Source organism: Parapedobacter soli, assembly GCF_025460835.1.
Lineage (GTDB): Bacteria > Bacteroidota > Bacteroidia > Sphingobacteriales > Sphingobacteriaceae > Parapedobacter > Parapedobacter soli.
The window spans coordinates 90,208-113,713 of record NZ_JAMXAY010000001.1; the positions used below are offsets into that span (position 1 = coordinate 90,208).

The window sequence follows — 23,506 nt, forward strand, 5'->3', positions numbered from 1 at the left end:
ATGATTGAAATTTACCAGAATAGTTTTGTAAAATTTAGTGCTTCAGCTCAAACGAGCCGTAATATACGCATAAGTTTTGAAATAACAACCCTATGCCAACATATTTTTGCCCGCCGCCACCTCCTATCCCCTTGCGGGCCTAGAAGATTGCCACGTAAAGGGAATACAAGGAGGTGACGATAATAAGTATACCGACCGCTAGGAAGAGTGTCTTCTTGGTTACCTTTTTGGTAATAAGGGCACCTAAGGGCGCCGCCAACGCTCCCCCAAGGATAAGGCCGAGGATAATCTGCCAACTATGGATACCGGTAAAGTAAATCAATACACCCGCGGTAAAATAGGTTACAAAAAATTCAGCCGTATTGACCGTACCGATGATGGTGCTGGGCGTGTTCCCTTTACGGATAAGGTTGGAGGTAACGATAGGCCCCCATCCACCGCCACCAATAGCATCCAGAAAGCCGCCAAAAGCTGCCAACAAGGGTGCTCCCTTGGTATTTTCTTTGGTCTTGAGGTTCTTTTTGAAAGCCTTCCGCAAAATCAGCACACCCAACACGAGCAGGTAGCCATGGATATACGGCTTGATGATGTCGCCATGGATGACAGAACCCAGCAGGAATGCACCAAGGGAAGCGAAAATAACCCCAGGGATAACCAGCTTGAAAAACAAGGCCTTGTTGAAGTTGCCAAACCGGATGTGCGATAGCCCCGAAACACCGGTAGTGAAGATTTCGGCCGTGTGGACAGCCGCTGATGCCAGCCTGGGAGACAGCCCATAACTAAGCAGTACAGCACTCGATGTAGCTCCGTACGCCATACCCAGGGCACCATCCACCATCTGTGCCACAAAACCGGCCAGCATAAACCAGAAAAAGGTTTCGTCAAAAACCAGATCGCTTGTGCTGGCATAAGGTAAGTACCTTATCAACACAATGGCCACCAACACCAGCTTCATCAACACTATCCAAATAGAGATATGCCGGGTAGTGATTCGTCTCATTCGTCGAATCGAATATGCTTGCACCCTAGCGAATGGGCTCATATACGTGTATTTATAGGTGTATTCATATCCTGTCCCCGTGGCCATCCATACAAACTCCTAGCCTGCAGACCACTGTATTCCCCGGCAAATATAAAAACACAACACAATTTCTACCTAATAAGTAGATTTTTATTTTGAAAAAAAATCTGCAGCCTGCATGCCGAAGCCACCGTAAGAAAGGGTAAAACGGATATGGCAGTGTATCGGATTATTGCTCAAACAACACCAAACCCTCATCGAGGGGTTCATTGCTCAGCGTAAATGCTACGTGCCGATGGATGGCATCCTCCACCTTGGGAGCCAGCTGCTCCAAGTATTCCGCATTGAGCCGGGGCCCTACGATCGTGACTTCGATGATACCCGTATCACGCCCTTCAGCATAATCACCGGTAAGAACCACCTGGTCCACCTCACCCATGCGTTGCAACACCGTTTCCACAATGCGGTCTAACCCCAAGTATTTATGCACGATATCCTGCAGGGAACCAAATAGCGGGTGCTGGGTATTTGCCCGGTACGAGACACGGTTGCGCTGGGCCTCCTTTTTGAGGTAGCCTGCGTCCGACAGGTTGTTGAGCTCGCGGCGGATGGCGTTGGTGGATTCGTTGAACTCATCGGCCAGCCCGCGCATGTGACCCCGGTTGGCGGCATTGATGAAAAACTTCACCAGTAGTCGCAAACGGGTTTTGGAGGTAATGAGCGAATCGAGCATATTTGTCTGTAAACCGAGCAACAAAAGTACTCTTTTTTTTGAAAGCCGACGTGCGGTCCGCTAGCAGGCCTCCCTGAACGTACAAGTGCAATAACATAGAAACGAAATCAAAATCGTAATTTTGTAGTTATGATACGTACCTGCATTTTATTTTTCACCTTGTTGGCCACCCACGTGGCTTGGGCACAAAAGACTCCAGATGTATTGAAAACCGAATTTACAGCGGAGGCCCTGCAGCAACCGCTCTTGCTGCCCGATGGCAAACAAACGACCGCCGGCGAGGTGCTCGGCACTTATAAAGGCCAAACGGTAATGCTTTACATCTGGGCAGCGTGGTGCCCCGACTGCCTCAGGGGCTTCCCCGAACTGAAGGCCTTCCAGGCGGCAAACCCGGAGGTTCCAGTGGTGTATTTCTCGCGTGACCGGACGGAGAAGCAATGGAAGGACGCCATCGGGAAGTTTGACTTACAAGGCGACCATTACTGGTTTGGAAGCGATGCGAAGAACGGCTTTACAGCGGCGATAGACCTCAACTGGATACCCCGCTACATGATCATTGACCCCAATGGAGGCATAGCCCATTATTATGCAATACATGCCGATGATCCCGCATTGCAGCAGGCGGTGGACAAGCTGAAGCAGTAATTTTGCAGATAAAAGCGGTTTCGTTACTTTTGCAGCCGTAACACATTAAACGCCGTTTGCAGCGGTATCAATGACATGAAAAAATACCACACGTTGCTGTACTATTGCTACAGCCACATTGACCACGCGGAAGAATTTGCCGCAGACCACCTCCAATTTTGCAAATCATTGGGTTTGGTTGGCCGCATCATCGTGGCCGACGAAGGGCTAAACGGAACCGTGTCTGGCACACCGGAAGCGTGCCAGACATATATGGATGCTGTGCACGCTGACCCGCGCTTCGCGGAAACCGACTTCAAGATTGACGAGGTCGCCGAACCATCTTTCATCAAAATGCACTGCCGCTATAAGCCCGAGATCGTACATTCTGGGCTGCGCGACCCCAAGATTATCGATCCCACCAAGGAAACGGGCAAGCACCTGGAGCCGCATGAGTTTATGGAAATGAAAGACCGCGACGACGTGGTGGTTCTTGATGTGCGGTCGAACTATGAACATAATGTGGGCCGCTTCAAAAACGCGGTAACGCTGGATATCGAAAACTTCAGGGAGTTCCCAGACAAGATCGAGGAGCTAGCTGCCTATAAAGACAAGAAGATATTAACCTACTGCACGGGTGGCATCAAGTGCGAAAAAGCATCAGCCTTATTACTCAAGAGCGGTTTTAAAGATGTATACCAGCTGCACGGCGGCATCATCAAATACGGTAAGGAAACGGGCGGAAAAGATTTCGAAGGGAAGTGTTACGTGTTTGACAACCGGGTAACGGTAGATGTAAATCACGTAAACCCAACCGAGGTGGCCACCTGCCATAATTGCGGCGTGACCTCCAGCCGGATGATCAATTGCGCAAACCCAGAGTGCAACGAACACTTCACTCAATGCGAGGCCTGCGGCTGGAAAATGGAAGGCTGCTGCTCAGACACCTGCATGGACCATCCGCGCAAGCGGCCATACGATGGCACGGGGTACTATGTAAAGGTGCCACAACCGGTGAATCTCGAGAAGATAAGACGCCGCAACCACTTGACGCCCGCCCGGAATTCACCTCCCGCATAGCTGACTGACTTAGTTGCCTTGGTTTCGGACGGCTATAGCCTTAGTTATCTGGTAAGTTGGCCCACTCATCGCAATATATATTTGTCACCAAGCCAACTATCTGAAATGTCGGCTTAGGAAGCCCGAAAAACGGCAAAGATCCCCTGCCAGCTTAAATAACATAAATTAACAACAACATCCCAAGCAATTTCGCTAGTTTTGACGATGCTTGTGCGGAGATTGTCGCTCATCCTTATGCTGGCCGGCATCGCGACCCTGGCCCATGCGCAGACTTTCCGGGTCACCGGACAGGTAGGCGATGAACGCGGCGAACCGGTACCCTTTGCCAGCATATACCTGAAAGGAGCAGCGGGTACAGGCACCTCGGCAAACGGTGAGGGTAGTTTCAAAATGGACCTCCCCAAAGGTAGCTATGAGCTGGTGGTACGATCCGTAGGCTATAAACAAGCCGCCAAACCTGTTCACATTGATGGCGACAAACATATACAGGTTACCCTGCTAACCGAATCATACCTACTGGATGAAGTGGTGATTGGCAACGGTGAAGACCCAGCCTATGCTATTATCCGGCAGGCCATCCGCCAACGCAAGAAGCACCTCCGTGAAGCCACCCCATATACCGCCAAGGTATACATCAAAGGAGTGCAACGGCTGCTACAGGCACCCAAAAGATTCCTTGGTGTGGATATCGACCAAATCGGCCGCGAAATCGGACTGGATTCAAACCGAACAGGTATCGTATACCTTTCCGAATCCGAATCACGGATTATGGTGGAGCCGCCCGGCAATTTCCGCGAAGAAATGATCAGCTCGAAGTTTTCCGGAAACAACCGGGCTTTCAGCTTTAATCGGGCGGCCGATTTGAAACTCAATTTCTATGAAAATATCCAGCCCATTATCGATGGGTTGAGCCCACGGCCGTTTGTTTCACCCATCGCCGATAATGCACTTGGATACTACCGGTACCGCCTATTGGGCACTACTGAAGAGAATGATCTTACCATCCATAAAATCGAAGTAGTGCCGCGCCGCAAAGGCGAGCCCCTCTACCAAGGCGACATTTATATCATCGATGACCTATGGCGGATATATGGCGTAAACCTACAGCTTACCAAGGCTGCGGGCATCAACATCCTGGATACATTGGATATCCGACAGGAATTTATCCCCATAAACAGCAGCCAATGGCAGCCGTCGAGCATCCGCTTCGATTTTGTAGGTGGCCTGCTCGGCTTCCGCATAGGCGGCTATTTCGCGGCGATATACACCGAATACGCAACCGCGCCAGCTATCAAGAAAGATGCATTCAACGAAGTGCTGCGGATTGGCGAAGGGGTGAACAAACGTGATTCGGCCTATTGGGCAGCACACCGCCCGCTGCCGCTTACCAAAGAGGAACAGCTGGATTACATTCGCAAAGACAGCCTACAGCGCCGCCGTGAGTCCAAGCCATACCTCGACTCACTCGACCGTATCTCCAACCGGCTGAAACCACAGCGCCTGCTTACGGGATATACCTATCGCAACCGGGCTAACCGATCGTTCCTCACCTTCGATGGGCTGGCAACGTCGCTGCTTTTCAACAGCGTGGAAGGGCTGGCGCTCAATTACGGCGTACGGTACTCCCGCCAAGTCGACACCACACGTAACCGAAACTTTACCGTATATGGCAATATACGGTACGGATTCATAAATAAACGGTTCAATGGTTATGCCGGAACCGCCTTCCCGCTGGGAAAAAGCAAACTCCACCTTTATGGCGGAAGCAACGTACAGGATTTGAACAACAGGGGCTCGCTGCCTACGCTCTTCAACACGCTCAGCACCACCCTTTTCGGCCAAAACTATCTGAAATGGTACGAGCGGACCTTCGGTGGCACAGAATGGCGCTATACGCTACCCGCAAACATACACTTAACAGCCTCCGCCGTATGGGAAAACCGGCTGTCGCTGCCCAATAATACCAATTATACATTCTGGGAACAGAACAAACAGCACCTCACTTCCAACAATCCGCTCAGCCCCGACGAGGACACCCCCCTATTTGCAGAAAACCAAGCTTTCAAGGTATCATTGGGCATGAGTTACGACTTCGGAATAAAATACGAAACTTATCCGCATAGGCGGGTGTATCTGCCATCGCGCTGGCCTACCCTGTCCGTGTCTTACACCAAGGGGCTGCCACAGGTGATGGGAAGCGATGTAGATTATGATTTGCTGGCCATCGGGCTGCATAAAACGGACATGGGGCTGGGGCTATACGGACATCTTTCTTTTGATGTTCAGGTAGGCACATTCTTCAACGATAAGTCACTATATTATACCGACTATCGCCATTTAAAAGGCACGCGAACCCTCATCAGCGACCAGCGATTAGCTACCTTCCTATTGTTAGACTACTACCAGCATAGTACGGCAGGGAGCTTTCTGGAAGCACACGCGGAGTACAACCTCGCCACACTACTTACGGGCAAGGTGCCACTACTCCGAAAGCTCAAGCTACAGGAAATCATTGGCCTGCATTACCTGCATACACCAAACATGAAACACTATGGCGAGATCCATGCCGGGCTCGAATGGCAGCGCCTCCGGCTAAGCTACTCCCGGTCTTTCGGAAATCAAACCGGTCAAAGCGGGAAAGAGGCAATCCGGATCGGGTTACGGCTGTTTTAACACACATAAGTACTTTTTCAACTCATTGCCAACCCCACGCTACGTAGTTGATGTTTTTGGATACTTCAAGGTACTTCCGCTCATAGTAGGTTTTTATACTGAGCACGTCATCCACTAGGTCCGAATGGTATAAATCAGCCGTATGGGTATGGATGGAAGCATCCAAGCTGGCCAGCTGCTCCAGCGTATAAGCATATAGCCCATCGTTATCCGTTTTGAGGTGCATGATCCCTGCAGGCTCCATTATCTGGCGGTATCTTGATAAAAACGCGGGGTGGGTGAGCCGCTTTTTCTCACGGCTTCGTTGTGGCTGGGGGTCGGGAAAGGTAATCCATATCTCCGATACCTCGCCCGGGGCAAAATACTCCAGGATGGTCTCGATCTGTATGCGCAGGAAAGCAACATTGGCTATCCCTTCTTCCAATGCGGTTTTCGCCCCACGCCAAATGCGGTTACCCTTGTAGTCTACACCAATGAAATTGCGCTGGGGGAAGAGCTTGGCCAAATTGACGCTATACTCGCCCTTTCCGCAGGCCAGTTCCAGTACGACGGGCCTATTGTTGCCGAAATGGTCGGCGGCCCACCTGCCCCGCATCGGTTTGCCCGCATCGAGTTGCAATACGTTGGCAAATGTATCGATCTCGCGGAATTTGCGTAACTTGTCTTTTCCCATGGCACACAATTAATTGCGCGCAAACTTAATTAAGTTAACGAAATAAGGCAATTTTTTCGGCACCAACATTACGCCGCACAGGCAAAAATAGAAATAGTCGTATCTTTGCACAACACGCTATCCGGACTATGGAGAAAAAAGCAAAGATATACATTGCGGGCCACCGTGGGATGGTGGGGTCGGCTATCCACCGGAAACTGCAGGCCCTGGGGTATGATAACCTGCTGCTGCGAACCTCCGGTGAACTGGACCTACGCAACCAACAGGCGGTGGCAGATTTTTTCGCTGCCGAACAACCCGAGTATGTATTCCTGGCAGCTGCTAAGGTGGGTGGTATATGGGCAAACAACACCCTCCGTGCCGACTTCCTCTACGAAAACCTGGCGATACAAAACAACGTGATACACCAAGCATACGTACAGGGTGTGAAAAAACTGATGTTCCTCGGGTCGAGCTGCATCTACCCGAAGCTAGCGCCACAGCCCATCAAAGAGGAGTATCTCCTCACAGGCCTGTTAGAACCTACCAACGAACCCTATGCCATTGCAAAAATAGCGGGCATCAAACTGTGCGAAGCCTATCACGATCAATACGGCTGTAATTTCATATCAGTGATGCCCACCAACCTATATGGATACCGCGACAACTACCACCCCGAGCACTCGCATGTATTGCCGGCATTGATACGGCGGTTCCACGAGGCCAAGACAGCCAATCAACCGGTAGTAACGGTTTGGGGCAGCGGCACCCCAAGGCGCGAATTCCTGTTTGCAGATGATTTGGCCGATGCCTGTGTGTTTTTGATGGAGAATTACGACAACCCGTCACTGATAAATATCGGCATGGGAGAGGACCTTTCCATCAAGGAGCTGGCCATGCTGGTCAAATCTGTGGTAGGCTATGAAGGCGAGTTGGTGTTTGACCGATCGAAGCCCGACGGCACACCGCGGAAGCTGATGGACGTAAGTAAATTACACAAGTTGGGTTGGCGCCACACCACACCGCTGGAGGCAGGTATCAGGATGGTTTACGACGACTTTGTAGCTAACTGCGCTAATCAGTAGGTTTCGCTATCCGGCGGAATGCCATAGTCGTTGTGGCGCGGCCGCTTGCGGCGCTTGGCCGCCGGCCGGATAAAGTCGGCCACTTTACTGATGACGCCGGCCACGGTATCTTTATTGAGTGCACCGGCCGCCTGCTGGGAAAGTAGCGTAACCAACGCCCGCTTGAGGAAACCAGCCTTCCGCAAAAAAAAGCGGTTGAGAACCACCGGCAGCCCGATACGCAACCCCCGGCTCAGCCAGTCTTCATCTTTATGTTTCTCAAAAAGCCCTTTGGCGATACCGGCACCGGGCACCCAGGTGGCGAGCGACTTGACAAAGCGCACCGGTGCAGCCACTTTTTCACTCAAAAGCCGGTACTGATCGGAGAGATAGCTCTCTTGTTCCTTGGCAAGCGTATTGAGGCGGGCTATTTCGAGCCGCAGATCTCCTAGATTCTTAATCTTGCTTTCCTTCCTCATCGTCTTCGTCTATTTCGTCATTCCATTTTTGCAGAAAACGCTTGATGGAAAGGTTCATGAAAAAACGTTCCAACGGCTGTTCAAAAGCCGATACAACAACAATCAGCAACAAAAATATCCCGCCAGTAACCAAGAACCCCAGCGCAGAGCTCCCTAATAGTTCACTCAGGAAAAACCCCAGAGCCAAACTCAGATAGAAAACCACGAATAACAAGAGTATCCCTTTAAGTCCATCGGTGGCCAAGCTCGCAACCAAGCGGGAAGAGCGCTCGACAAACTTCAACTTAGCCAGTTTGATCCGTGTATCGATATACTCTTTGCTTTTTCGAAATGTCCCGTTTATTGAAAATTTTTTTTCCTCCATCTGGTTTTGGCCAAGGGTCTATGTTTACCGGTAAATGCCTCCTTTTACCGAGGGCATTTTCCGAATGCTATGCCATACTATGGCTTAGGGCGGAGCCCCTTTCTATATTCAGGCGTGTTCTTCCAGGGCTTCCTCCACCGCGCCTTCATGTTTGTTGACTTTGGTTTTCACGGCGGCAACAATCTTCTCCTTGAAGTCATTAAGGTGGTCCAACTGCTCAGCGGTACGCTCTTTCAGGGCATCGCCAAGATCCTTGAGAGAGTCGTTTAATTTCTCACGGGTTTCGGAGCCTTTGTCTGGCGCAAACAAAATACCCAATGCGGCGCCCGCGGCCAAACCTGTCAACAATGCTGCTACCACTTTTGCGTTATCATTCATAATTACTGTATTTTTATATATTGAACAATCTACGATTAACCACAGGGCCCAGCCCTATGCAGTCCTGTTAAATATACAAACAAATACACAAATCGTTTGCCAAAAACCAAAAAAATGAAAGGAAAAGGGATTTTGAAGCATGAGCGGATACCCACAACGGGGTATTTTAGTTATAGCCGGCCCATCAGTTGTGAATATGGCATAAATATTGCACCGTACTTCCGCGACGTAGCATCGTAGTATCTATGATAATTTAGCTATCTTTGCCGCGTTGCGTTTGGACGAACACGCTAATCTATATGGTAGAGATCTACTTATTGTTTTTTTCATTCCTGTTCGCTTGCATCATCACCCTCTATGCGGTGCCATCATTAATTAAGCTGGCATACAAAAAGCGCCTGTTTGATGACCCTGCACTTGAAGAAAGGAAAATCCACAGATACCGCACACCCAACCTGGGTGGCATAGCAGTGCTCACCTCATTTGCGTTTACAGCGTGCCTGTGCATACCGGGCAATATCTTGCCTTACGCCAACTATATCTTTGCATCGGGGTTACTGATTTTCTCCGTGGGTCTCAAAGACGACCTCGCCGCGCTAAACCCCTACAAGAAATTCCTCGGCCAAACCATAACCGCGCTGATTGTGGTTTATTTTGCTGATATCCGACTTACCAGCTTTTACGGTGTGTTCGGCATCTATGATATCCACCCCGTGGTGAGCTATCCGTTTACAAGCCTGCTCATCGTATTCATCATCAATGCATTCAACCTCATTGACGGCATCAACGGCTTATTGGGCAGCGTGAGCATCATCGTAACGCTTACTTTCGGCTATATTTTCTTCCGGATGGAAGAGTATGGCTTGGCCATATTGGCTTTCAGCATGGCTGGCTCAGTGCTGGGGTTTCTCCGGTACAACTTGGGCAAGGCACGCATATTTATGGGCGATGCAGGAGCGTACACCATCGGCTTCATCGTTTCCGTACTAGCTATCCAGTTTATCGAACTGAATAAACCGAGTGAAGCAACAGCATTGGTCGATTCGTTCAGCCGGGCGGTCCCCGCAGTAGCGATAGCAGTCCTGATCATCCCGATTTTCGATACGCTGCGCGTGATCGTGATCCGTTTGGCACAGGGAAAATCGCCTTTCATGGCCGACCGCAATCACCTGCACCACCGATTGCTCGATACCGGCATGAACCACACACAGGCAACCCTGGTGCTTTCAGCATTCAACATCCTGATGATCGGAACAGCCCTGTCTTTCCAGTTCATCGGCACGGTGGAACTCCTCATCCTGATCGGCCTAGCAGCACTGCTGATGAACACCATGCTGTGGCTCTATGACGTGCGCCAGGTAATCGTACGCTCGCAGTCGCTTGTGGCGGAAGACAACAACGAACCATACCCGCTTCGCGACCATGCCCGCGAAGTGGCCGAAGAAGCCCTGCAGCAATACGAGGAGAAACAGCACCAGAACTAACCGGGATTTGTGCGTTTCGTATAGACATTTTATAAGCTTCCCAAACATATTCATCCATCTTTAAACCGGCAGCGAAGGGATCGGGAAAGACTTGCTTTTTGAGCAAACTTTCCCTAAGTTAGCGGAAATTGCTTCCGCCTATGCTGATTAAAACCTATGGAAGTGCCGTTTACGGCATTGAAGCTACAACAATAACCATCGAAGTGAACATCACCGGTGGCACTCGCTATTATATCGTAGGATTGCCCGATAATGCGGTAAAGGAAAGCCTGCAACGGGTAGAAAGTGCCCTGACGGCAGCCGGGAAACGTATGCCACGGCAGAAGATCGTGGTTAACCTGGCACCAGCCGACATCCGAAAGGAAGGCTCTGCTTATGACCTGGCCATTGCCATGGGTATCTTGGCAGCATCCAATCAACTGGAAACTCCGGCACTGGCCGACTTTCTGATGCTCGGCGAGCTATCGCTCGACGGCGGCATACAACCAATCAAAGGTGTACTGCCAATTGCGCTGCAAGCCGCTCGCGACGGCTTCAAGGGGCTCATCCTCCCCCATGCCAATGCGCGTGAAGCCGCCGCCGTGACCGGCCTGCGGGTATATGGTGTCCGCCACATCAGGGAGGCTATCGACTTCATGGAAGGAAAGCAGCCGTTACATAGTGAGGCTATCGACATCGATAAGGCTTTCCTCGATCAGATAGATAATTACGATACTGATTTTGCCGATGTGCAAGGACAGGAAAACATCAAGCGCGCCCTGGAGATTGCCGCCGCCGGCGGCCATAATGTGCTGCTGATCGGCCCTCCCGGATCGGGCAAAACCATGCTGGCCAAACGCCTGCCTACCATCCTGCCACCCCTGAGCCTGGACGAGTCGCTGGAGACAACCAAAATCCACTCGGTGGCGGGCACACTCGGCGCCACCGCATCACTGATGACCACACGCCCCTTCCGTGCGCCGCATCATACCATCAGTGATGTCGCTTTGGTGGGTGGCGGGGCAAACCCCAAACCCGGAGAGATCTCTTTGGCCCACAACGGGGTGCTGTTTCTGGATGAACTGCCCGAGTTTAAGCGGTCCGTGCTGGAAGTGATGCGCCAACCGCTGGAGTCGCGCCAAATCACCATATCACGTGCCCGGTTTTCGGTAGACTATCCGGCAAGCTTCATCCTTGTGGCCGCCATGAATCCGTGTCCATGCGGCTTCCATAACCACCCACAGAAAACCTGCGTATGCCCCCCTGGCACGGTGCAGAAATACCTCCACAAAATATCGGGGCCATTGCTAGACCGTATCGACCTGCATGTGGAAGTAACACCGGTAGAGTTCCAAGCGCTGGCATCGCAGCACACCTCCGAGCCAAGCAGCGCTATACGGCGTCGCGTGATGGCGGCCCGTGGCCAGCAGGCCCGGCGGTTTGAGAACGAACCAGCCATCCACTGCAATGCGCAAATGAACTCCCGGCAGGTCCGCGGGTGGTGCCGGATCGACGAAAATGGTCAAGCGCTACTGAAAACAGCGATGGAACGGCTCGGCCTCTCGGCCAGGGCGTACGACCGTATCCTGCGGGTATCACGCACCATCGCTGACATGGAGGCGTGTGCCGACATCCGGCCCGAGCATGTGGCCGAAGCCATCCAGTTCCGCAGCCTCGACCGCGAAAATTGGGCAGAGTAACTAATTGGTTAGCCGCGTCTCAAACAGCTTCAATATACGCTTATACTCATCGGTCCAACTGCTGGGTTCTACAAAACCGTGGTCTTCTACCGGATAGACGGCCAACTCCCAATTGTCTTTACCTAACTCGATAAGCCGCTGGCTGAGCCGTACGATATCCTGGAAGTGAACATTCACATCAACCATGCCATGGCACATGAGCAAGTGACCCCGCAGGCCCTCGGCGAAGTAAATGGGCGACGAGCGGCGATAGGCTATGGGGTCTGTAACAGGCTCATTGAGGATATTCGATGTGTACCCATGGTTATAATGTGCCCAGTCGGTGACGGAACGCAGTGCCGCACCAGCGGCAAAAATGCTGGGTTCATTAAATAGAGCCATCAGTGTGATGAAGCCTCCGTAGGAGCCACCATAGATACCGATATTCTTAGCGTTGACGCCATATTTCTCAACCAATAGCCGGGCACCGTCAACTTGGTCACTAAGATCCTTGCCACCCATGTGGCGGTAAATGCCGGTACGGTGGTCGCGACCATAACCGGAGCTGCCTGTATAGTCGATATCAAGCACCGTATAACCGAGATCGGCCAACAAGTTATGGAATAGGTACTCCCTGAAATATTGGCTCCACCAGTAATGCACATTCTGCAGATAGCCGGCACCATGTACGAAAATAACAGCTGGCCTGCCTGGCTTAGGGTTGGCTGGCTGGTATAGCCGGGCGTATATTTCATCACCATGGCGGTTGTTGAAGGTAATAACCTCCGGCTCACGCCAAGGGTATGATTTAAACTCTTCAGTAAGCGACTCGGTAACCTGAACCGTCTCGGCGCCGGGCTTATTCTCCTGCAGGTATAGTTCCCAAGGCTTATTGCTATAGGAATACCGGATGGCTAGCCATTTCTCATCGGGCGACAGCAGGGCCTCGTTGCCGCCGTCTGTGGCGGTAAGCTGTACGGGAGTGCCTCCGGCAGCGGGCAGCCGATAGTAGTGGGTGATGCCGGGGTGTTGGATATTAGCAGTGAAGTAAAACTGCTTGCGGTCGGCCGACAGCTGGAGGTCGCTCACCTCCCAGTTGCCATCGGTAAGCTGCTCCGTCGTACCAGTATGCACATTGGCGCGGTACAGGTGGGAGTACCCGGAGGCTTCACTTTGAAAATAGATAGACTCATCATCTATCCATCCCAGGATGCCACCACCCCACGCCCCCCCGATTCCGGGGCCGGCAATCCACGCCTCATCGCGCTGGCGGTCTATTAAGTGTAGGCTACCCGTAGCGGCATCCAGCCGCATGATCCACCGGTCTTTGTGGTCGGCCGCCGTCACAGTAACTACCGCATCGGTGCCGGCATCGTTCCATACCAGCCTGCCTATGGTTACAAGGCGGTCCTGCGGATCGGCCAGTAACTTCGCTTTCGCCTCGGGGTAGTCATCCCAGAAATCAGGCAGGTCCCGAAGCCCGGGAATGGCCGCAGTGCCTACCTGGTACACCGTGTCGCGCTGGCGATCGTAGAGGTAAGTTTCGGAGGTAGGCAAGGGATTGCCCACTTTTGTCCGGGCAGGGATATCTTCTGTATAGCCCGATCCGGTAACGTAATTGGGCACAATGGTGCTGGTATTGTTTTCTGCACGTTTGGTAAGGCGGTAGCTGATGTAGCGGCCATCCGGGCTGACCTGCTGCATGGACAGCATCGCACTGCCCACGTTGATACGCTTCGGATGTCCTTGGGGCTCATTGGCCCGCTGGCGGGCCTCCCGTAGGGAATCGCGGTATTGACGCGTCTGCAACACCTCGAAAAGGCCCAGCTGGTCATGCTCCAGCCACGCGTTCTGCTCAGTTTCCGGCTTGCGTTGCCCGTTGCGCGGGCCACCATCGCCGCGCGCTTCGCTCACAAAGTTGCTCAGTTGTGTCCACTCACCACCATCAAGTGACACCGAAAACAGATTGTCGCCCTGTTGGAAGAAAACACGTGTGCCATCGTGGTTGAAACGAGGGTTGCTCTCCCGCTGGACGGTGTTGGCCAGCCGCATCTCAACACCAGACTTGACCTCACGTACATAGAGGTCGCCGCCGCGCTCAAAGACCACTCGCTTTCGATCGGGACTGTATGTATATTGACGGACCACCATCAGGCGGGCAGCGTCATCAACCCGCTGGGGAGCGGGAGCCCCAGGCGTGATACGGTATAACGACGACTCTTCTTCTGCTTCGGGATTCCAATTGAAATACAACACCCCATCGGCACCCCAAAAGGCACCATCGGGGGATGTCCCGATCCATTTCGGGTCGCGCATGATGTAATCGACCGTTAGCGTAGATTGCTGCGCATAAGACAGCTGCAAGCCGATGAAGGCGAGAGAAAGTAGTATCTTGTACATGGCCTTTGATTCGCGTGTTAACAATCAACAGCTAATGTACTTACTTTTTGCCATACCATGGCGTAACAATTTGGAAACCCTCCGCCTACCAGAATATGGTATAGATCGCTACCAACAGGCCAACGATGATGACGGTGCCGACAAGGAAGCCGGGGTGTACCTTGAACATACCGCGATCTACTTCCAGCCCTTTCGGTACCACCCCACGCCTGTTTTCGATGATGCTGATAAGCCACATCCCCAAAACACAGAACACGAATACAATACCCATACGGTCCAGGAACGGAATCTCATAGACACCAGCCGTATTGGGCACGGCGAAGCCAATGGTATAAAGCGACGAAAGGTCGACCCACTCGGGCAGGAATTTTAAGATGACCGATAAGGCAAACCCGCCAATGGTGGCAAACAACGCCGCATTGGAAGTAGCTTTCTTCCAGAAAAAGCCAAGGATGAACATCGCAAAGATACCCGGCGACACGAAACCGGTATACTCCTGGATATACTGGAACCCGCCTTTTTCGATACCCAAATGGGGTGCGATGATGACAGCCAGGATCATGGTGACGATGATGGTAACCTTACCGGTATTGACCAGCTTGCGCTCACTGGCTTCCTTGTTGAATATCTTCTTATAGATATCCAGCGAAAAGATGGTGGCAATACTATTGGACTTGCCGGCCAGCGAGGCTACCACAGCAGCGGTAAGCGCAGCGAACGCGAGCCCCTTCAGCCCAACAGGTAGCAGGTTAAGCAAAACCGGATAAGCCCTATCGGAACGCACGACACCGGCTTCGAGCATCTCTTGCTGGAAGAACCCTTCTTGATAAAGCACGTAAGCCGCAATACCAGGCAGAACCACGATAACAGGCATCAGCATTTTGAGGAACGCGGCAAACATAATACCGTTACGGGCCGTCTTGAGGTCCGCCCCCAATGCCCGCTGGGTGATGTATTGGTTACACCCCCAGTAATTCAGGTTAACGATCCACATACCCCCTATCAGCACCGATAGGCCTGGGAGGCTGATGTAATGTTCTTGCGTTTTGTCAAAAATCATGTCGAAATGCGACGGTGCATTCTGATGCAACAGGCCGAGACCATTGAGTACACCACTGCTGCCGAAATGGTCGGCAACCATATTCAACGCGAGGTATGTGGTGGCGAGCCCGCCGAGTATAAGCACCAGCACCTGGATTACGTCGGTGTAGCCGATTACCTTCATACCCCCCAACGTAATGAAAATGGCGAAAATGGCAATACCATACATACACACCGTGAAATTGATGCCCGATATGGCCGATACGGCCAAAGCCCCTAAGAAAAGGATAGACGTGAGGTTGACGACGATATACAGCAGTAGCCAAAACACGGCCATGATGGTACTTACCGTACCATTATACCGCTGGTTGAGGAACTGCGGCATGGTATAAATCTTATTTTTAAGGTATACCGGGATGAAAAATACCGCTACGATAATCAACGTGGCCGCGGCAAGCCACTCATAGGCGGCAATGGCCAACCCCAATTTAAAGCCATCACCGCTCATACCGATAAACTGTTCGGCCGAAATATTGGAGGCAATCAGCGATGCTCCGATAGCCCACCAAGTGAGCGACCCCTCAGCAAGGAAATAATCCTTGGTACTGGTTTCCTTAGACTTCTTGCGGTAATAAATCCAAAGGCCATATCCCGCAATGATAACGAAATAACAGAGAAAGACGATATAATCTGAAGTTGCTAAGGTTTTCATTATGCTTCCTATACAAATAAGTCTATAAACAGGGCTAATGTAAATATTAATCACATAAAATCAATATTGTTAACCATTTTTTGGCATTATATCGCACCAAACAAAGCACAAGAGGCTGATTTTGAAATCATTAAAAGGTGTTAAAAAAACACTAAGCACCGTTACGAAAACTGCCCGATAAAATAGGATATAATATTCGGGTAGAGTAAGATGGTGAACAATAGCCCGAAGACAGCCCCGTAAAAATGTGCGTCGTGGTTGATACCGTCGCGCGCGTTCTTAGACGCCCATACGCAATACCCCAAATAGAGGAAGGCAAACAGCCAAGCCGGCATGGGAATAACAAAGAAGATACCGAGCATCGTTTTGGGTTGGAACAGGATGAAGCTGAACAATACGGCACTGATTGCACCCGACGCCCCAAGGCTGTAATAATTAGGGTTTTCGCGCTCCTTAAACACGGTACGCACATCACTCAGTACAAGGCCGAGGATATAAAGCAAGGCAAAATGGATATGCCCCCATGGACTCAGGCTAACAAATATGGATTCAAGGGCGAAGCCGAAGAAGTAAAACGTAAGCATGTTGAACAGCAGGTGTGTCCAATCGCGGTGGATAAGGCCACTGGTTAAAAGTGTATATACGTGGCGCCCGCGGCTGACACTATAGGGATGGAGCATAAACCTACCGAATAGATGGTGGTTTGAAAACGTGTAGATACTGGTAACGATGGTAATGGCAAATATGATGCTGGCCACCGGCGTCTGGATCAGATATTCTTTCATCCTATTGGGTTCAGCTGCCGAAAGTAAGAAAAAAAAACGGCCGTCAAAACAAATCCAACTGCTTTCCGCCCCTCGGCATAAACAAGTCGAGCCGTAATTCAGGGAGATTACGGTTGCCCAGGTACCGGGCGACACTGAGCTTGAACAGCTGCCGGATGCTTCCGGCTTCGTGTCCTTCGCCGCGCATGCGGGTACCCCATCGGCTGTCGCTGAGCTTGCCGCCATGGCAGGCGGCAATGCCGTGGAGCACTTTTTCAGCCCGGTCGGGGTATGCTTTATGCACCCAGTCGGTAAACAGCTCGCCAATGGCACCATTGAGCCGAACGATGGTATACCCGGCGGCAAGCGCACCGTGGTGGGCTGCAGCCTCAATAACACGAGGCACCTCATCGCTGTTCAGACCCGGGATGATGGGGGCACACATCACCATCACAGGAATACCTGCATCACTAAGCCTCCGCATAACATGGAGACGGCCTTTGGCGGTAACGGTACGCGGCTCCATCTTCTGCCGCAGCGATTCATCCAGCGAGTTGAGCGAGATGGCCACATGTACCAACCCAAAGCGGGCTAGCTCAGACAGGATATCGAGGTCGCGGAGGATGAGGTTGTTTTTGCTGATGATAGATACGGGGTGGCGGTAGCGCAGCAGCACCCCCAGGATAGCGCGGGTGATGCCAAGTTTACGCTCCACGGGTTGGTAACAGTCGGTATTGCCGGACAGCATGATGGGCTGGGGTTTATAGCCACGGGCATCGAACTGGCGCTCCAGTAAGGCAGCGGCATTGCGCTTCACGATGATTTTCCGCTCAAAATCGAGACCCGCGCTATAGCCCCAATATTCGTGCGCATTGCGGGCATAGCAGTAGATGCAGCCATGCTCACAACCCTGGTAAGGATTCACCGAATAACCCATACGGAGGTCCGGACTGTCGTTTAAACTGACTATTTTCTTTGGGTATTCTTCAATGAACTGGGTGTTGGAGTTGTCAAGGAATTCCTCATCCAACCCCTCGATGTGCTCGGCAACATACCGTTGCGCGGAAAACCTATTATGTGTATTGACCTGGGCACCCCTACCCTTGAAGTATTCGGGGTTCTGTATCATATCCATCCTACAAATATACTAAATATATTAGTAAAAATAGACGCCAACTGACCCTGACTGTTAAATATTTGTTAAAGATGCCCTAATGTTCGGAAATGGCTAATGGAACCCTTATCTTTGCAGTATCATAATTAGGTTTATAATTGGTTAGTTTAAAAGGTTTCCATTCTCCCCGTTTGGAAACCTTTTTTCATTAAACTTTATCTCCATCTTTCTGTTTAATTCGCTTTCCCCAGCAACAGTCTCCCTTGGGAGCCCCAGCCGCCCACGAATGCATCGGCTACACCATCGCCACTGAGGTCGCCGATGGTGATGTTCCAGTTCCTGCCCACCACCGATGGGGGAATGACCTCGTCCGTAGCATCCGTAAAATATCCTTTCCCATCATTGCGGTAAGCACGCAGCGGCTCCTCTGAAAATCCCGGTACGGCCACCGCACTCAGCAATAAGTCGGTATGGCCATCGTGGTCGAAGTCGACCTCACGTGCCGAATAGGTGGAGAATTTATAAACAGGGATCCGGTCGGCCGTCTCATCGGTAAAACGTGCGTGGCCATCATTGATGAGAATGCGGGCCTGCGGATTCTTATCCCACTTACCCGCATTGCTCGTGATGTTGGCAAACACGATATCCAGGTCGCCATCGCCATCGACGTCGAAAACCAATACCTCGCGTGTCTCAAGGGGTTCGGGCAACTGGAGTTGGTCCGGGTACTCGGCAAACCGCCCGGTGCCATCGTTGAGCAGCAAGCGGTTGGGTGGCACCTCATTGCCTACCACCATATCAAGATGGCCATCGCCATTGAGGTCGGCCAGTTTGATACTTTGCGTGGCATCATTCACCTGAGGCAGGTTTGTTGCCGTTCGGTCTACGAAATATCCCGGGCGATCGGGGTCATTTATCCAAAGGAAGTTTTGACCTTCGCTGCCCGAATTACCCACCACGATGTCTGGTCTCCCATCGCCATCCACATCGCCCACATCCAGCCCGTTGCCCTCACTCATACCGAGCAAGCGGTCGCTTACATCACGGAAAGTGCCATCGCCGTTGCCCAGGTAGTACTCATGGGTCTGGTCGTCTTCCGCCACAAAAATTACGTCGACATGCCCGTCGCCATCAAAGTCAACCGCCCGCACATGCTCGGTGTCGTGCTTGGCCGCTTTGAAAACCCCGCGTTGCCACGTCAGCCTACCGCTACCGTCATTGATATACAAGCGGTTCTCATCGAGTTCCAACGCTGCGATAACATCCAGGTCACCGTCGCCATCCACGTCGGCAAAGGCCACTTCCAAGATATGGGCTTCGGGATCCCGCGGTACGTGGGTATCGGTCACATCGAGGAAATAGTCCGTTTCCAATTCGACAGGGATCGTGGATGCGCACGACCAGGCGGCGCTACCAAGGGCTAACAATGCCATTATTTTCTTCATCATCGGGTTCATAAGCTCTTTGTTTTAAACATATTCTTGGATTAATCCGATCTATTCACCCGGCCCGGCTCGCGCAAGTTTTTACCGGCCACGCCCGTAAGCGCATCGCCCATATCCGCACGTGCCTTTTCGGCCAATCGTAGCATTGCTGCCACCACCCGGGGGCGGGAGGCCGCCAGATTAGTGGTTTCACCGATATCATTGCTGAGGTGGTACAGTTCGGGCTGTTCAATCCTGGCCATCTCGTACTTGATGGGTATGCCATCGTCACGGTAAGGCTGGCCGGGCTTGATGGTGCGGTACGCGTGTGGTAAATATAGCTTCCATTCACCCATGATTACCGCTTGCAGCTCGTTGCGGTTGTAATAAATGTAGTATGCCTCATGCGGTGATTTGGCCCCCTCAGCCACCTGCATGAGCTGCCAGATGTCGAGCCCATCGATAGGCCGCCGTGGAAGCTCTGCCCCTGTTATCCATGCAATGGTGGGCAGTATGTCGATGGTCATGGCAGGCGCTGCCTGTATCCCGCCGGCCGGCAGCTGGCCGGGCCAGCGCATGATGCACGGTACCCTGACACCTCCTTCCCACGAGGTACCTTTACCCTCGCGCAGGGGCAGGGCCTCTCCGCTGTGTCCTCCGTAAGAAAGCCATGGCCCGTTATCCGAAGCGAAGATCACAACCGTGCGATCATCGATGCCATATTGCTGGAGGGCTTGCAGTACCTGGCCTACAGACCAATCGATTTCCATGATAACATCGCCGTACAACCCCCTTTCGGATTTGCCCTTGAACTTATCGGAAACGGCCAAAGGTACGTGGGGCATACTGTGGGCGAGGTACAGGAAAAATGGCTTGTCGTTGTTCCGTTTGATGAAATCGACCGCCCGCTCAGTATACCGGGTGGTGAGGAGGTCCTGGTCTTCGACTGTTTCAATGACCCGCTCATTTTCATACAATGGCAGCGGCGGATAATAGTTCTTGGTTTCGGGATGGTACGGCCACATGTCGTTGGAATATGGCAGGCCGAAGAACTCGTCAAACCCTTGCCGTGTGGGGAGGAAGGGTGCGTGGTGGCCAAGGTGCCATTTGCCGATGGCAGCGGTATGGTAACCCAATGGCTTCAACACCTCAGCAATGGTCATCTCGTCCGGGTTGAGGCCGTGTTTGGCGCTGTGGTCAAGCGCGCCGTGGATACCCACCCTATTGGGATAACAGCCGGTGAGCAACGCTGCCCGCGAAGCGGAGCAGACAGCCTGTGCCGCGTGGAAATTGGTAAACCGCACCCCTTCTGCAGCCATCCGGTCGAGGTTGGGTGTCTGGATATCGGGAGAGCCGAACACCCCCACATCTTGGTAACCCTGGTCGTCTGTAAAGATGATAATGACATTGGGCTTCTCTTGCACAGGCACCGCCTGGGCACCAACAACAACAACAGGAAGCAAACAATACACGAACAACGGCAGGCAACGCATGGAAGGTATAGTCATGTAACGTTGTTTTTAAAGGGACATTAATTGGGATACCATAGCTAAGGTACATATTATTCCACAATAAAATTCATTATCTTTGGAAAAAGGAGGTGTCGTATGCTGGTAATCCCACGCTTACATCCGTATGCATTCCATGACCTGTGTCGCCGTGGGGGTGCAAAAGGCGGTTTGTATGTCCTGCTCTTCTTCTCAGGGTTTATACTAACCGCACAGGAGCGCGAATCGGACAAAAAAATCGTGGTAGACAGTCTCCCGGTACCCAGCGAACCGAACCAGCTATTCTACCTGCAACGCGACCCGGATGCCAATACGGTGGTCTACCAGCTCAACACAGTCGACGGTAAAGTCGATGCCGGCAAGCCGGTGAATGTCTTCTGGATCCGCTATGCGGAAGGTGGTATGCGCAAAGACCTGAATTTCGTGCAACGCACGATGGCTTACGGAATTACCCACAAAACGCTGGGCAATGGCGATTTCGAGCTGCAGCTAGCTGCTTATAAGAAGCATCCGCTGCGTCTGGCCTATTGCGGAAAAATGGAAACTTACCGCGTATATACATCAATCAAAGGCCGGGAAGCAGTATTGGACCGCATCTTCGTGCGCATCGACGGCGGTAGCATATTCAGTCCAAACATTACTTATTTTGAATTAATAGGCCGCGACACAGCTACCGGCAAACCCGTAAGCGAACGGATAAAACCCGATCAATAGATGATGGTGAATTTAAAGTCCAACGGCTTGAAGTGCTGAATCAGCTCGTCGATAAGCCTATCGCCATACCGGACGTATAGCGGACCCACATTTTCCGACCGCTCCTGCAGTTCGCCGCCAGGGAAGAGCTTCTCCTTGATACGCTCGATCTGGATCAACGCATCCTCATGGTTGCGCTTGTCAGCCCGCAGTAATTTTTTCTCCAGATTTTTGACAGCCTTTTTCAATCGCGCTTTCACCGCATCGGTACTGGGGCCTAAACTCGGGTCGATTTTATGGGCACGGAGCCGTAGCTTACTAAAGATGGCATTAAATTCCATCCACTCATCGTTGAGCGTAAGCCGGTGTTTGGTATGGCGGCGTACATATTCCTTCTTCAGTTCCTCGGTATCCTTGAAAATACTTCTGAATGTGAGGTTGAGCCGGAGTACTTTGACAGACATGTTGTCGTCGGTTATCATTGCAGAATTGCGTGGCACCAGAATTGGAAAATCCACACCGTAGTGCTGGAAGCATGATTTCAGCTGCAACCAATAGGCAATTTCTGCTCCCCCTCCGATGTAGGCTAGGTTTGGCAATATCACCTCCTGGTAAAGTGGGCGCATGACGACGTTGGGGCTGAAACGCTCGGGATGATGCTGGATTTCCGCCTTCAGCTCATCTTCGGAAAAAGAAATCCCTTGATTAAGCACCTCATACCGTCCGTTTTCAAGTTTCACAATGCGTTCACGAAACGAATCGTTGAGGTAAAAAAAGTTAATCTCCCTGGCATGCACCTGGCTGGAAAATCCCGCCCGCTCCAGGGCGTTCGATGTTTGCTCGATAGCGCTATGACTGTGGCCGCCAATGATATCCTGCTCGATGAATGCCGAAAACCGTTGTTTAAGCGATGCGTCATCCGCATCGATGACAACAAGGCCATGCGAACCGAACAGGCCATTCACCAAATACCTGGTGGCATCGGCTAAGTTTTCGTGCCGCAGGTATGCCGATTCGACCAGTTCGGCCAGTTTGGACGAGTTGTCCGACAAGCCGAGGATACGTTGGTATTCACGTACCGTATCTCCCATTCCTGCTGTTTTCATCCGCCCGGTTGCCCCTCCTGCGGGGGCATCCCATACGATTTTCTTGCCGTGCAGCCGGGCATGGTTGATTTCGGCAAAATCGTGGTCCTCGGTAGCCATCCAATACACGGGCACGAAGTTGTACTCGGGGAATGCCGCTTTCAGGTCACGCGAAAGGCGTATGGCACTAGCGATCTTAAAAATAAAATACAACGGACCAGTGAAGATGTTGAGTTGGTGGCCGGTAGTGATGGTAAAGGTACGCTCGCTTGATAACGCCTCGATATTGGTGGCAACGGCAGACTGTTTCTGCAATGCTTCACCGTATTGGCGCCGCAATACGTGTACCAGTACTTCCCGGTCGGTTTTACCTGCTTTGGCTTGCAGCTGCTTTGCAAAGCCCTCGATATCGGGCCTGTTACCCGCAAATGGTGCCAGAGAAGCGGCGTTATCCAGATAGTCCAACAGGGTCTTCGAAAAGCTATTGGTATCTTTATAATCTATATAGGTTGCCTTCATCAGTAAACAAAGATAGGCGTTGCAGGCTAAAACCGT

20 protein-coding genes are annotated in these 23,506 nt (G+C 51.8%); 7 read left to right on the forward strand and 13 right to left on the reverse strand.

Translation table 11 applies throughout. From position 1 onward, the window contains the following. Window positions 1-139: 139 nt before the first annotated feature. Complete coding sequence (locus NGM62_RS00420; RefSeq protein ID WP_262245062.1) at window positions 140-1,000, reverse strand: sulfite exporter TauE/SafE family protein; 861 nt, start codon at window positions 998-1,000, stop codon at window positions 140-142. Window positions 1,001-1,250: 250 nt separating this feature from the next. After that, a complete protein-coding gene (locus tag NGM62_RS00425) occupies window positions 1,251-1,754 on the reverse strand; it encodes an ArsR family transcriptional regulator (RefSeq protein WP_262245063.1) in 504 nt (167 codons plus the stop codon). Between the two features lie 129 nt (window positions 1,755-1,883). On the opposite strand from NGM62_RS00425, the gene NGM62_RS00430 reads away from it, so the two are divergent. From NGM62_RS00430 to NGM62_RS00440, 3 genes are all read left to right on the forward strand, one after another. Further along, the gene (locus NGM62_RS00430) at window positions 1,884-2,399 is read left to right on the forward strand and encodes a TlpA family protein disulfide reductase (RefSeq protein WP_262245065.1); all 516 of its coding nucleotides are present in this window, start codon (window positions 1,884-1,886) and stop codon (window positions 2,397-2,399) included. Window positions 2,400-2,474: 75 nt separating this feature from the next. After that, entirely contained in the window at window positions 2,475-3,458 is a 984-nt protein-coding gene (gene trhO / locus NGM62_RS00435) for an oxygen-dependent tRNA uridine(34) hydroxylase TrhO (protein ID WP_262245066.1), read from the forward strand. Window positions 3,459-3,662: 204 nt separating this feature from the next. Next, window positions 3,663-6,131, forward strand: coding sequence for a DUF5686 and carboxypeptidase regulatory-like domain-containing protein (locus NGM62_RS00440; protein WP_262245067.1), 2,469 nt, complete (start codon window positions 3,663-3,665; stop codon window positions 6,129-6,131). Window positions 6,132-6,153: 22 nt separating this feature from the next. On the opposite strand, the gene trmB is transcribed toward NGM62_RS00440, so the two are convergent. After that, entirely contained in the window at window positions 6,154-6,804 is a 651-nt protein-coding gene (gene trmB / locus NGM62_RS00445) for a tRNA (guanosine(46)-N7)-methyltransferase TrmB (protein WP_262245068.1), read from the reverse strand. 128 nt (window positions 6,805-6,932) lie between these two features. Here trmB and NGM62_RS00450 point away from each other — a divergent pair, with 128 nt between their 5' ends. Beyond that, window positions 6,933-7,868: a GDP-L-fucose synthase family protein gene (locus NGM62_RS00450; protein ID WP_262245070.1), complete on the forward strand. Its 936-nt coding sequence runs from the start codon at window positions 6,933-6,935 to the stop codon at window positions 7,866-7,868. Here the strand turns inward: NGM62_RS00450 and NGM62_RS00455 are convergent. The 3 genes from NGM62_RS00455 to NGM62_RS00465 form a co-directional block, all read right to left on the reverse strand. Then, window positions 7,862-8,326 (reverse strand): hypothetical protein, encoded by a 465-nt coding sequence (locus NGM62_RS00455; protein ID WP_262245072.1) that lies wholly within the window; start codon window positions 8,324-8,326, stop codon window positions 7,862-7,864. The two genes, NGM62_RS00450 and NGM62_RS00455, sit on opposite strands and share 7 nt — an antisense overlap. After that, entirely contained in the window at window positions 8,304-8,690 is a 387-nt protein-coding gene (locus NGM62_RS00460; RefSeq protein WP_262245074.1) for a phage holin family protein, read from the reverse strand. Before NGM62_RS00460 ends, NGM62_RS00455 begins: the two co-directional genes overlap by 23 nt. A 108-nt stretch (window positions 8,691-8,798) precedes the next feature. After that, window positions 8,799-9,068: a YtxH domain-containing protein gene (locus NGM62_RS00465; RefSeq protein ID WP_262245075.1), complete on the reverse strand. Its 270-nt coding sequence runs from the start codon at window positions 9,066-9,068 to the stop codon at window positions 8,799-8,801. A 299-nt stretch (window positions 9,069-9,367) separates the two neighbouring features. Between NGM62_RS00465 and NGM62_RS00470 the strand changes: the two genes are divergently transcribed. Both NGM62_RS00470 and NGM62_RS00475 read left to right on the forward strand, forming a co-directional pair. Beyond that, window positions 9,368-10,552: an MraY family glycosyltransferase gene (locus NGM62_RS00470; protein WP_262245077.1), complete on the forward strand. Its 1,185-nt coding sequence runs from the start codon at window positions 9,368-9,370 to the stop codon at window positions 10,550-10,552. 140 nt (window positions 10,553-10,692) lie between these two features. Continuing rightward, window positions 10,693-12,231 carry a YifB family Mg chelatase-like AAA ATPase gene (locus NGM62_RS00475; RefSeq protein WP_262245078.1) on the forward strand — a complete coding sequence of 513 codons (1,539 nt, stop codon included), beginning with the start codon at window positions 10,693-10,695 and terminating at the stop codon, window positions 12,229-12,231. Here NGM62_RS00475 and NGM62_RS00480 read toward each other — a convergent pair whose 3' ends face one another. The 6 genes from NGM62_RS00480 to NGM62_RS00505 form a co-directional block, all read right to left on the reverse strand. Beyond that, complete coding sequence (locus NGM62_RS00480) at window positions 12,232-14,610, reverse strand: S9 family peptidase (protein WP_262245080.1); 2,379 nt, start codon at window positions 14,608-14,610, stop codon at window positions 12,232-12,234. An 85-nt stretch (window positions 14,611-14,695) separates the two neighbouring features. Further along, complete coding sequence (locus NGM62_RS00485; protein WP_262245081.1) at window positions 14,696-16,363, reverse strand: sodium/sugar symporter; 1,668 nt, start codon at window positions 16,361-16,363, stop codon at window positions 14,696-14,698. A 161-nt stretch (window positions 16,364-16,524) separates the two neighbouring features. Then, the gene (locus NGM62_RS00490; protein WP_262245082.1) at window positions 16,525-17,148 is read right to left on the reverse strand and encodes a rhomboid family intramembrane serine protease; all 624 of its coding nucleotides are present in this window, start codon (window positions 17,146-17,148) and stop codon (window positions 16,525-16,527) included. Between the two features lie 43 nt (window positions 17,149-17,191). Then, window positions 17,192-18,262, reverse strand: a complete 1,071-nt coding sequence (locus tag NGM62_RS00495) for a PA0069 family radical SAM protein (protein ID WP_262245084.1) — start codon at window positions 18,260-18,262, stop codon at window positions 17,192-17,194. Window positions 18,263-18,474: 212 nt separating this feature from the next. Further along, window positions 18,475-19,689 carry an FG-GAP repeat domain-containing protein gene (locus tag NGM62_RS00500; RefSeq protein WP_262245086.1) on the reverse strand — a complete coding sequence of 405 codons (1,215 nt, stop codon included), beginning with the start codon at window positions 19,687-19,689 and terminating at the stop codon, window positions 18,475-18,477. A 38-nt stretch (window positions 19,690-19,727) separates the two neighbouring features. Next, window positions 19,728-21,173 (reverse strand): sulfatase family protein, encoded by a 1,446-nt coding sequence (locus NGM62_RS00505; RefSeq protein ID WP_262245088.1) that lies wholly within the window; start codon window positions 21,171-21,173, stop codon window positions 19,728-19,730. A gap of 99 nt (window positions 21,174-21,272) precedes the next feature. Between NGM62_RS00505 and NGM62_RS00510 the strand changes: the two genes are divergently transcribed. Further along, entirely contained in the window at window positions 21,273-21,887 is a 615-nt protein-coding gene (locus NGM62_RS00510; protein ID WP_262245090.1) for a DUF4833 domain-containing protein, read from the forward strand. On the opposite strand, the gene bshC is transcribed toward NGM62_RS00510, so the two are convergent. Then, window positions 21,881-23,470, reverse strand: coding sequence for a bacillithiol biosynthesis cysteine-adding enzyme BshC (gene bshC, locus NGM62_RS00515; RefSeq protein ID WP_262245092.1), 1,590 nt, complete (start codon window positions 23,468-23,470; stop codon window positions 21,881-21,883). The two genes, NGM62_RS00510 and bshC, sit on opposite strands and share 7 nt — an antisense overlap. Window positions 23,471-23,506 lie beyond the last annotated feature (36 nt).

What these genes read in the sequence shown, in the direction of transcription:
- NGM62_RS00500 (WP_262245086.1), bottom strand. Translation starts at nt 19,689, where the DNA reads ATGATGAAGAAAATAATGGCATTGTTAGCCCTTGGTAGCGCCGCCTGG.
- NGM62_RS00425 (WP_262245063.1), bottom strand. Translation starts at nt 1,754, where the DNA reads ATGCTCGATTCGCTCATTACCTCCAAAACCCGTTTGCGACTACTGGTG.
- NGM62_RS00510 (WP_262245090.1), top strand. Translation starts at nt 21,273, where the DNA reads ATGCTGGTAATCCCACGCTTACATCCGTATGCATTCCATGACCTGTGT.
- NGM62_RS00420 (WP_262245062.1), bottom strand. Translation starts at nt 1,000, where the DNA reads ATGAGACGAATCACTACCCGGCATATCTCTATTTGGATAGTGTTGATG.
- NGM62_RS00495 (WP_262245084.1), bottom strand. Translation starts at nt 18,262, where the DNA reads ATGGATATGATACAGAACCCCGAATACTTCAAGGGTAGGGGTGCCCAG.
- NGM62_RS00475 (WP_262245078.1), top strand. Translation starts at nt 10,693, where the DNA reads ATGCTGATTAAAACCTATGGAAGTGCCGTTTACGGCATTGAAGCTACA.
- NGM62_RS00460 (WP_262245074.1), bottom strand. Translation starts at nt 8,690, where the DNA reads ATGGAGGAAAAAAAATTTTCAATAAACGGGACATTTCGAAAAAGCAAA.
- trhO (WP_262245066.1), top strand. Translation starts at nt 2,475, where the DNA reads ATGAAAAAATACCACACGTTGCTGTACTATTGCTACAGCCACATTGAC.
- NGM62_RS00465 (WP_262245075.1), bottom strand. Translation starts at nt 9,068, where the DNA reads ATGAATGATAACGCAAAAGTGGTAGCAGCATTGTTGACAGGTTTGGCC.
- NGM62_RS00440 (WP_262245067.1), top strand. Translation starts at nt 3,663, where the DNA reads ATGCTTGTGCGGAGATTGTCGCTCATCCTTATGCTGGCCGGCATCGCG.
- NGM62_RS00480 (WP_262245080.1), bottom strand. Translation starts at nt 14,610, where the DNA reads ATGTACAAGATACTACTTTCTCTCGCCTTCATCGGCTTGCAGCTGTCT.
- NGM62_RS00485 (WP_262245081.1), bottom strand. Translation starts at nt 16,363, where the DNA reads ATGAAAACCTTAGCAACTTCAGATTATATCGTCTTTCTCTGTTATTTC.
- NGM62_RS00505 (WP_262245088.1), bottom strand. Translation starts at nt 21,173, where the DNA reads ATGACTATACCTTCCATGCGTTGCCTGCCGTTGTTCGTGTATTGTTTG.
- NGM62_RS00450 (WP_262245070.1), top strand. Translation starts at nt 6,933, where the DNA reads ATGGAGAAAAAAGCAAAGATATACATTGCGGGCCACCGTGGGATGGTG.
- NGM62_RS00490 (WP_262245082.1), bottom strand. Translation starts at nt 17,148, where the DNA reads ATGAAAGAATATCTGATCCAGACGCCGGTGGCCAGCATCATATTTGCC.
- NGM62_RS00470 (WP_262245077.1), top strand. Translation starts at nt 9,368, where the DNA reads ATGGTAGAGATCTACTTATTGTTTTTTTCATTCCTGTTCGCTTGCATC.
- bshC (WP_262245092.1), bottom strand. Translation starts at nt 23,470, where the DNA reads ATGAAGGCAACCTATATAGATTATAAAGATACCAATAGCTTTTCGAAG.
- NGM62_RS00430 (WP_262245065.1), top strand. Translation starts at nt 1,884, where the DNA reads ATGATACGTACCTGCATTTTATTTTTCACCTTGTTGGCCACCCACGTG.
- trmB (WP_262245068.1), bottom strand. Translation starts at nt 6,804, where the DNA reads ATGGGAAAAGACAAGTTACGCAAATTCCGCGAGATCGATACATTTGCC.
- NGM62_RS00455 (WP_262245072.1), bottom strand. Translation starts at nt 8,326, where the DNA reads ATGAGGAAGGAAAGCAAGATTAAGAATCTAGGAGATCTGCGGCTCGAA.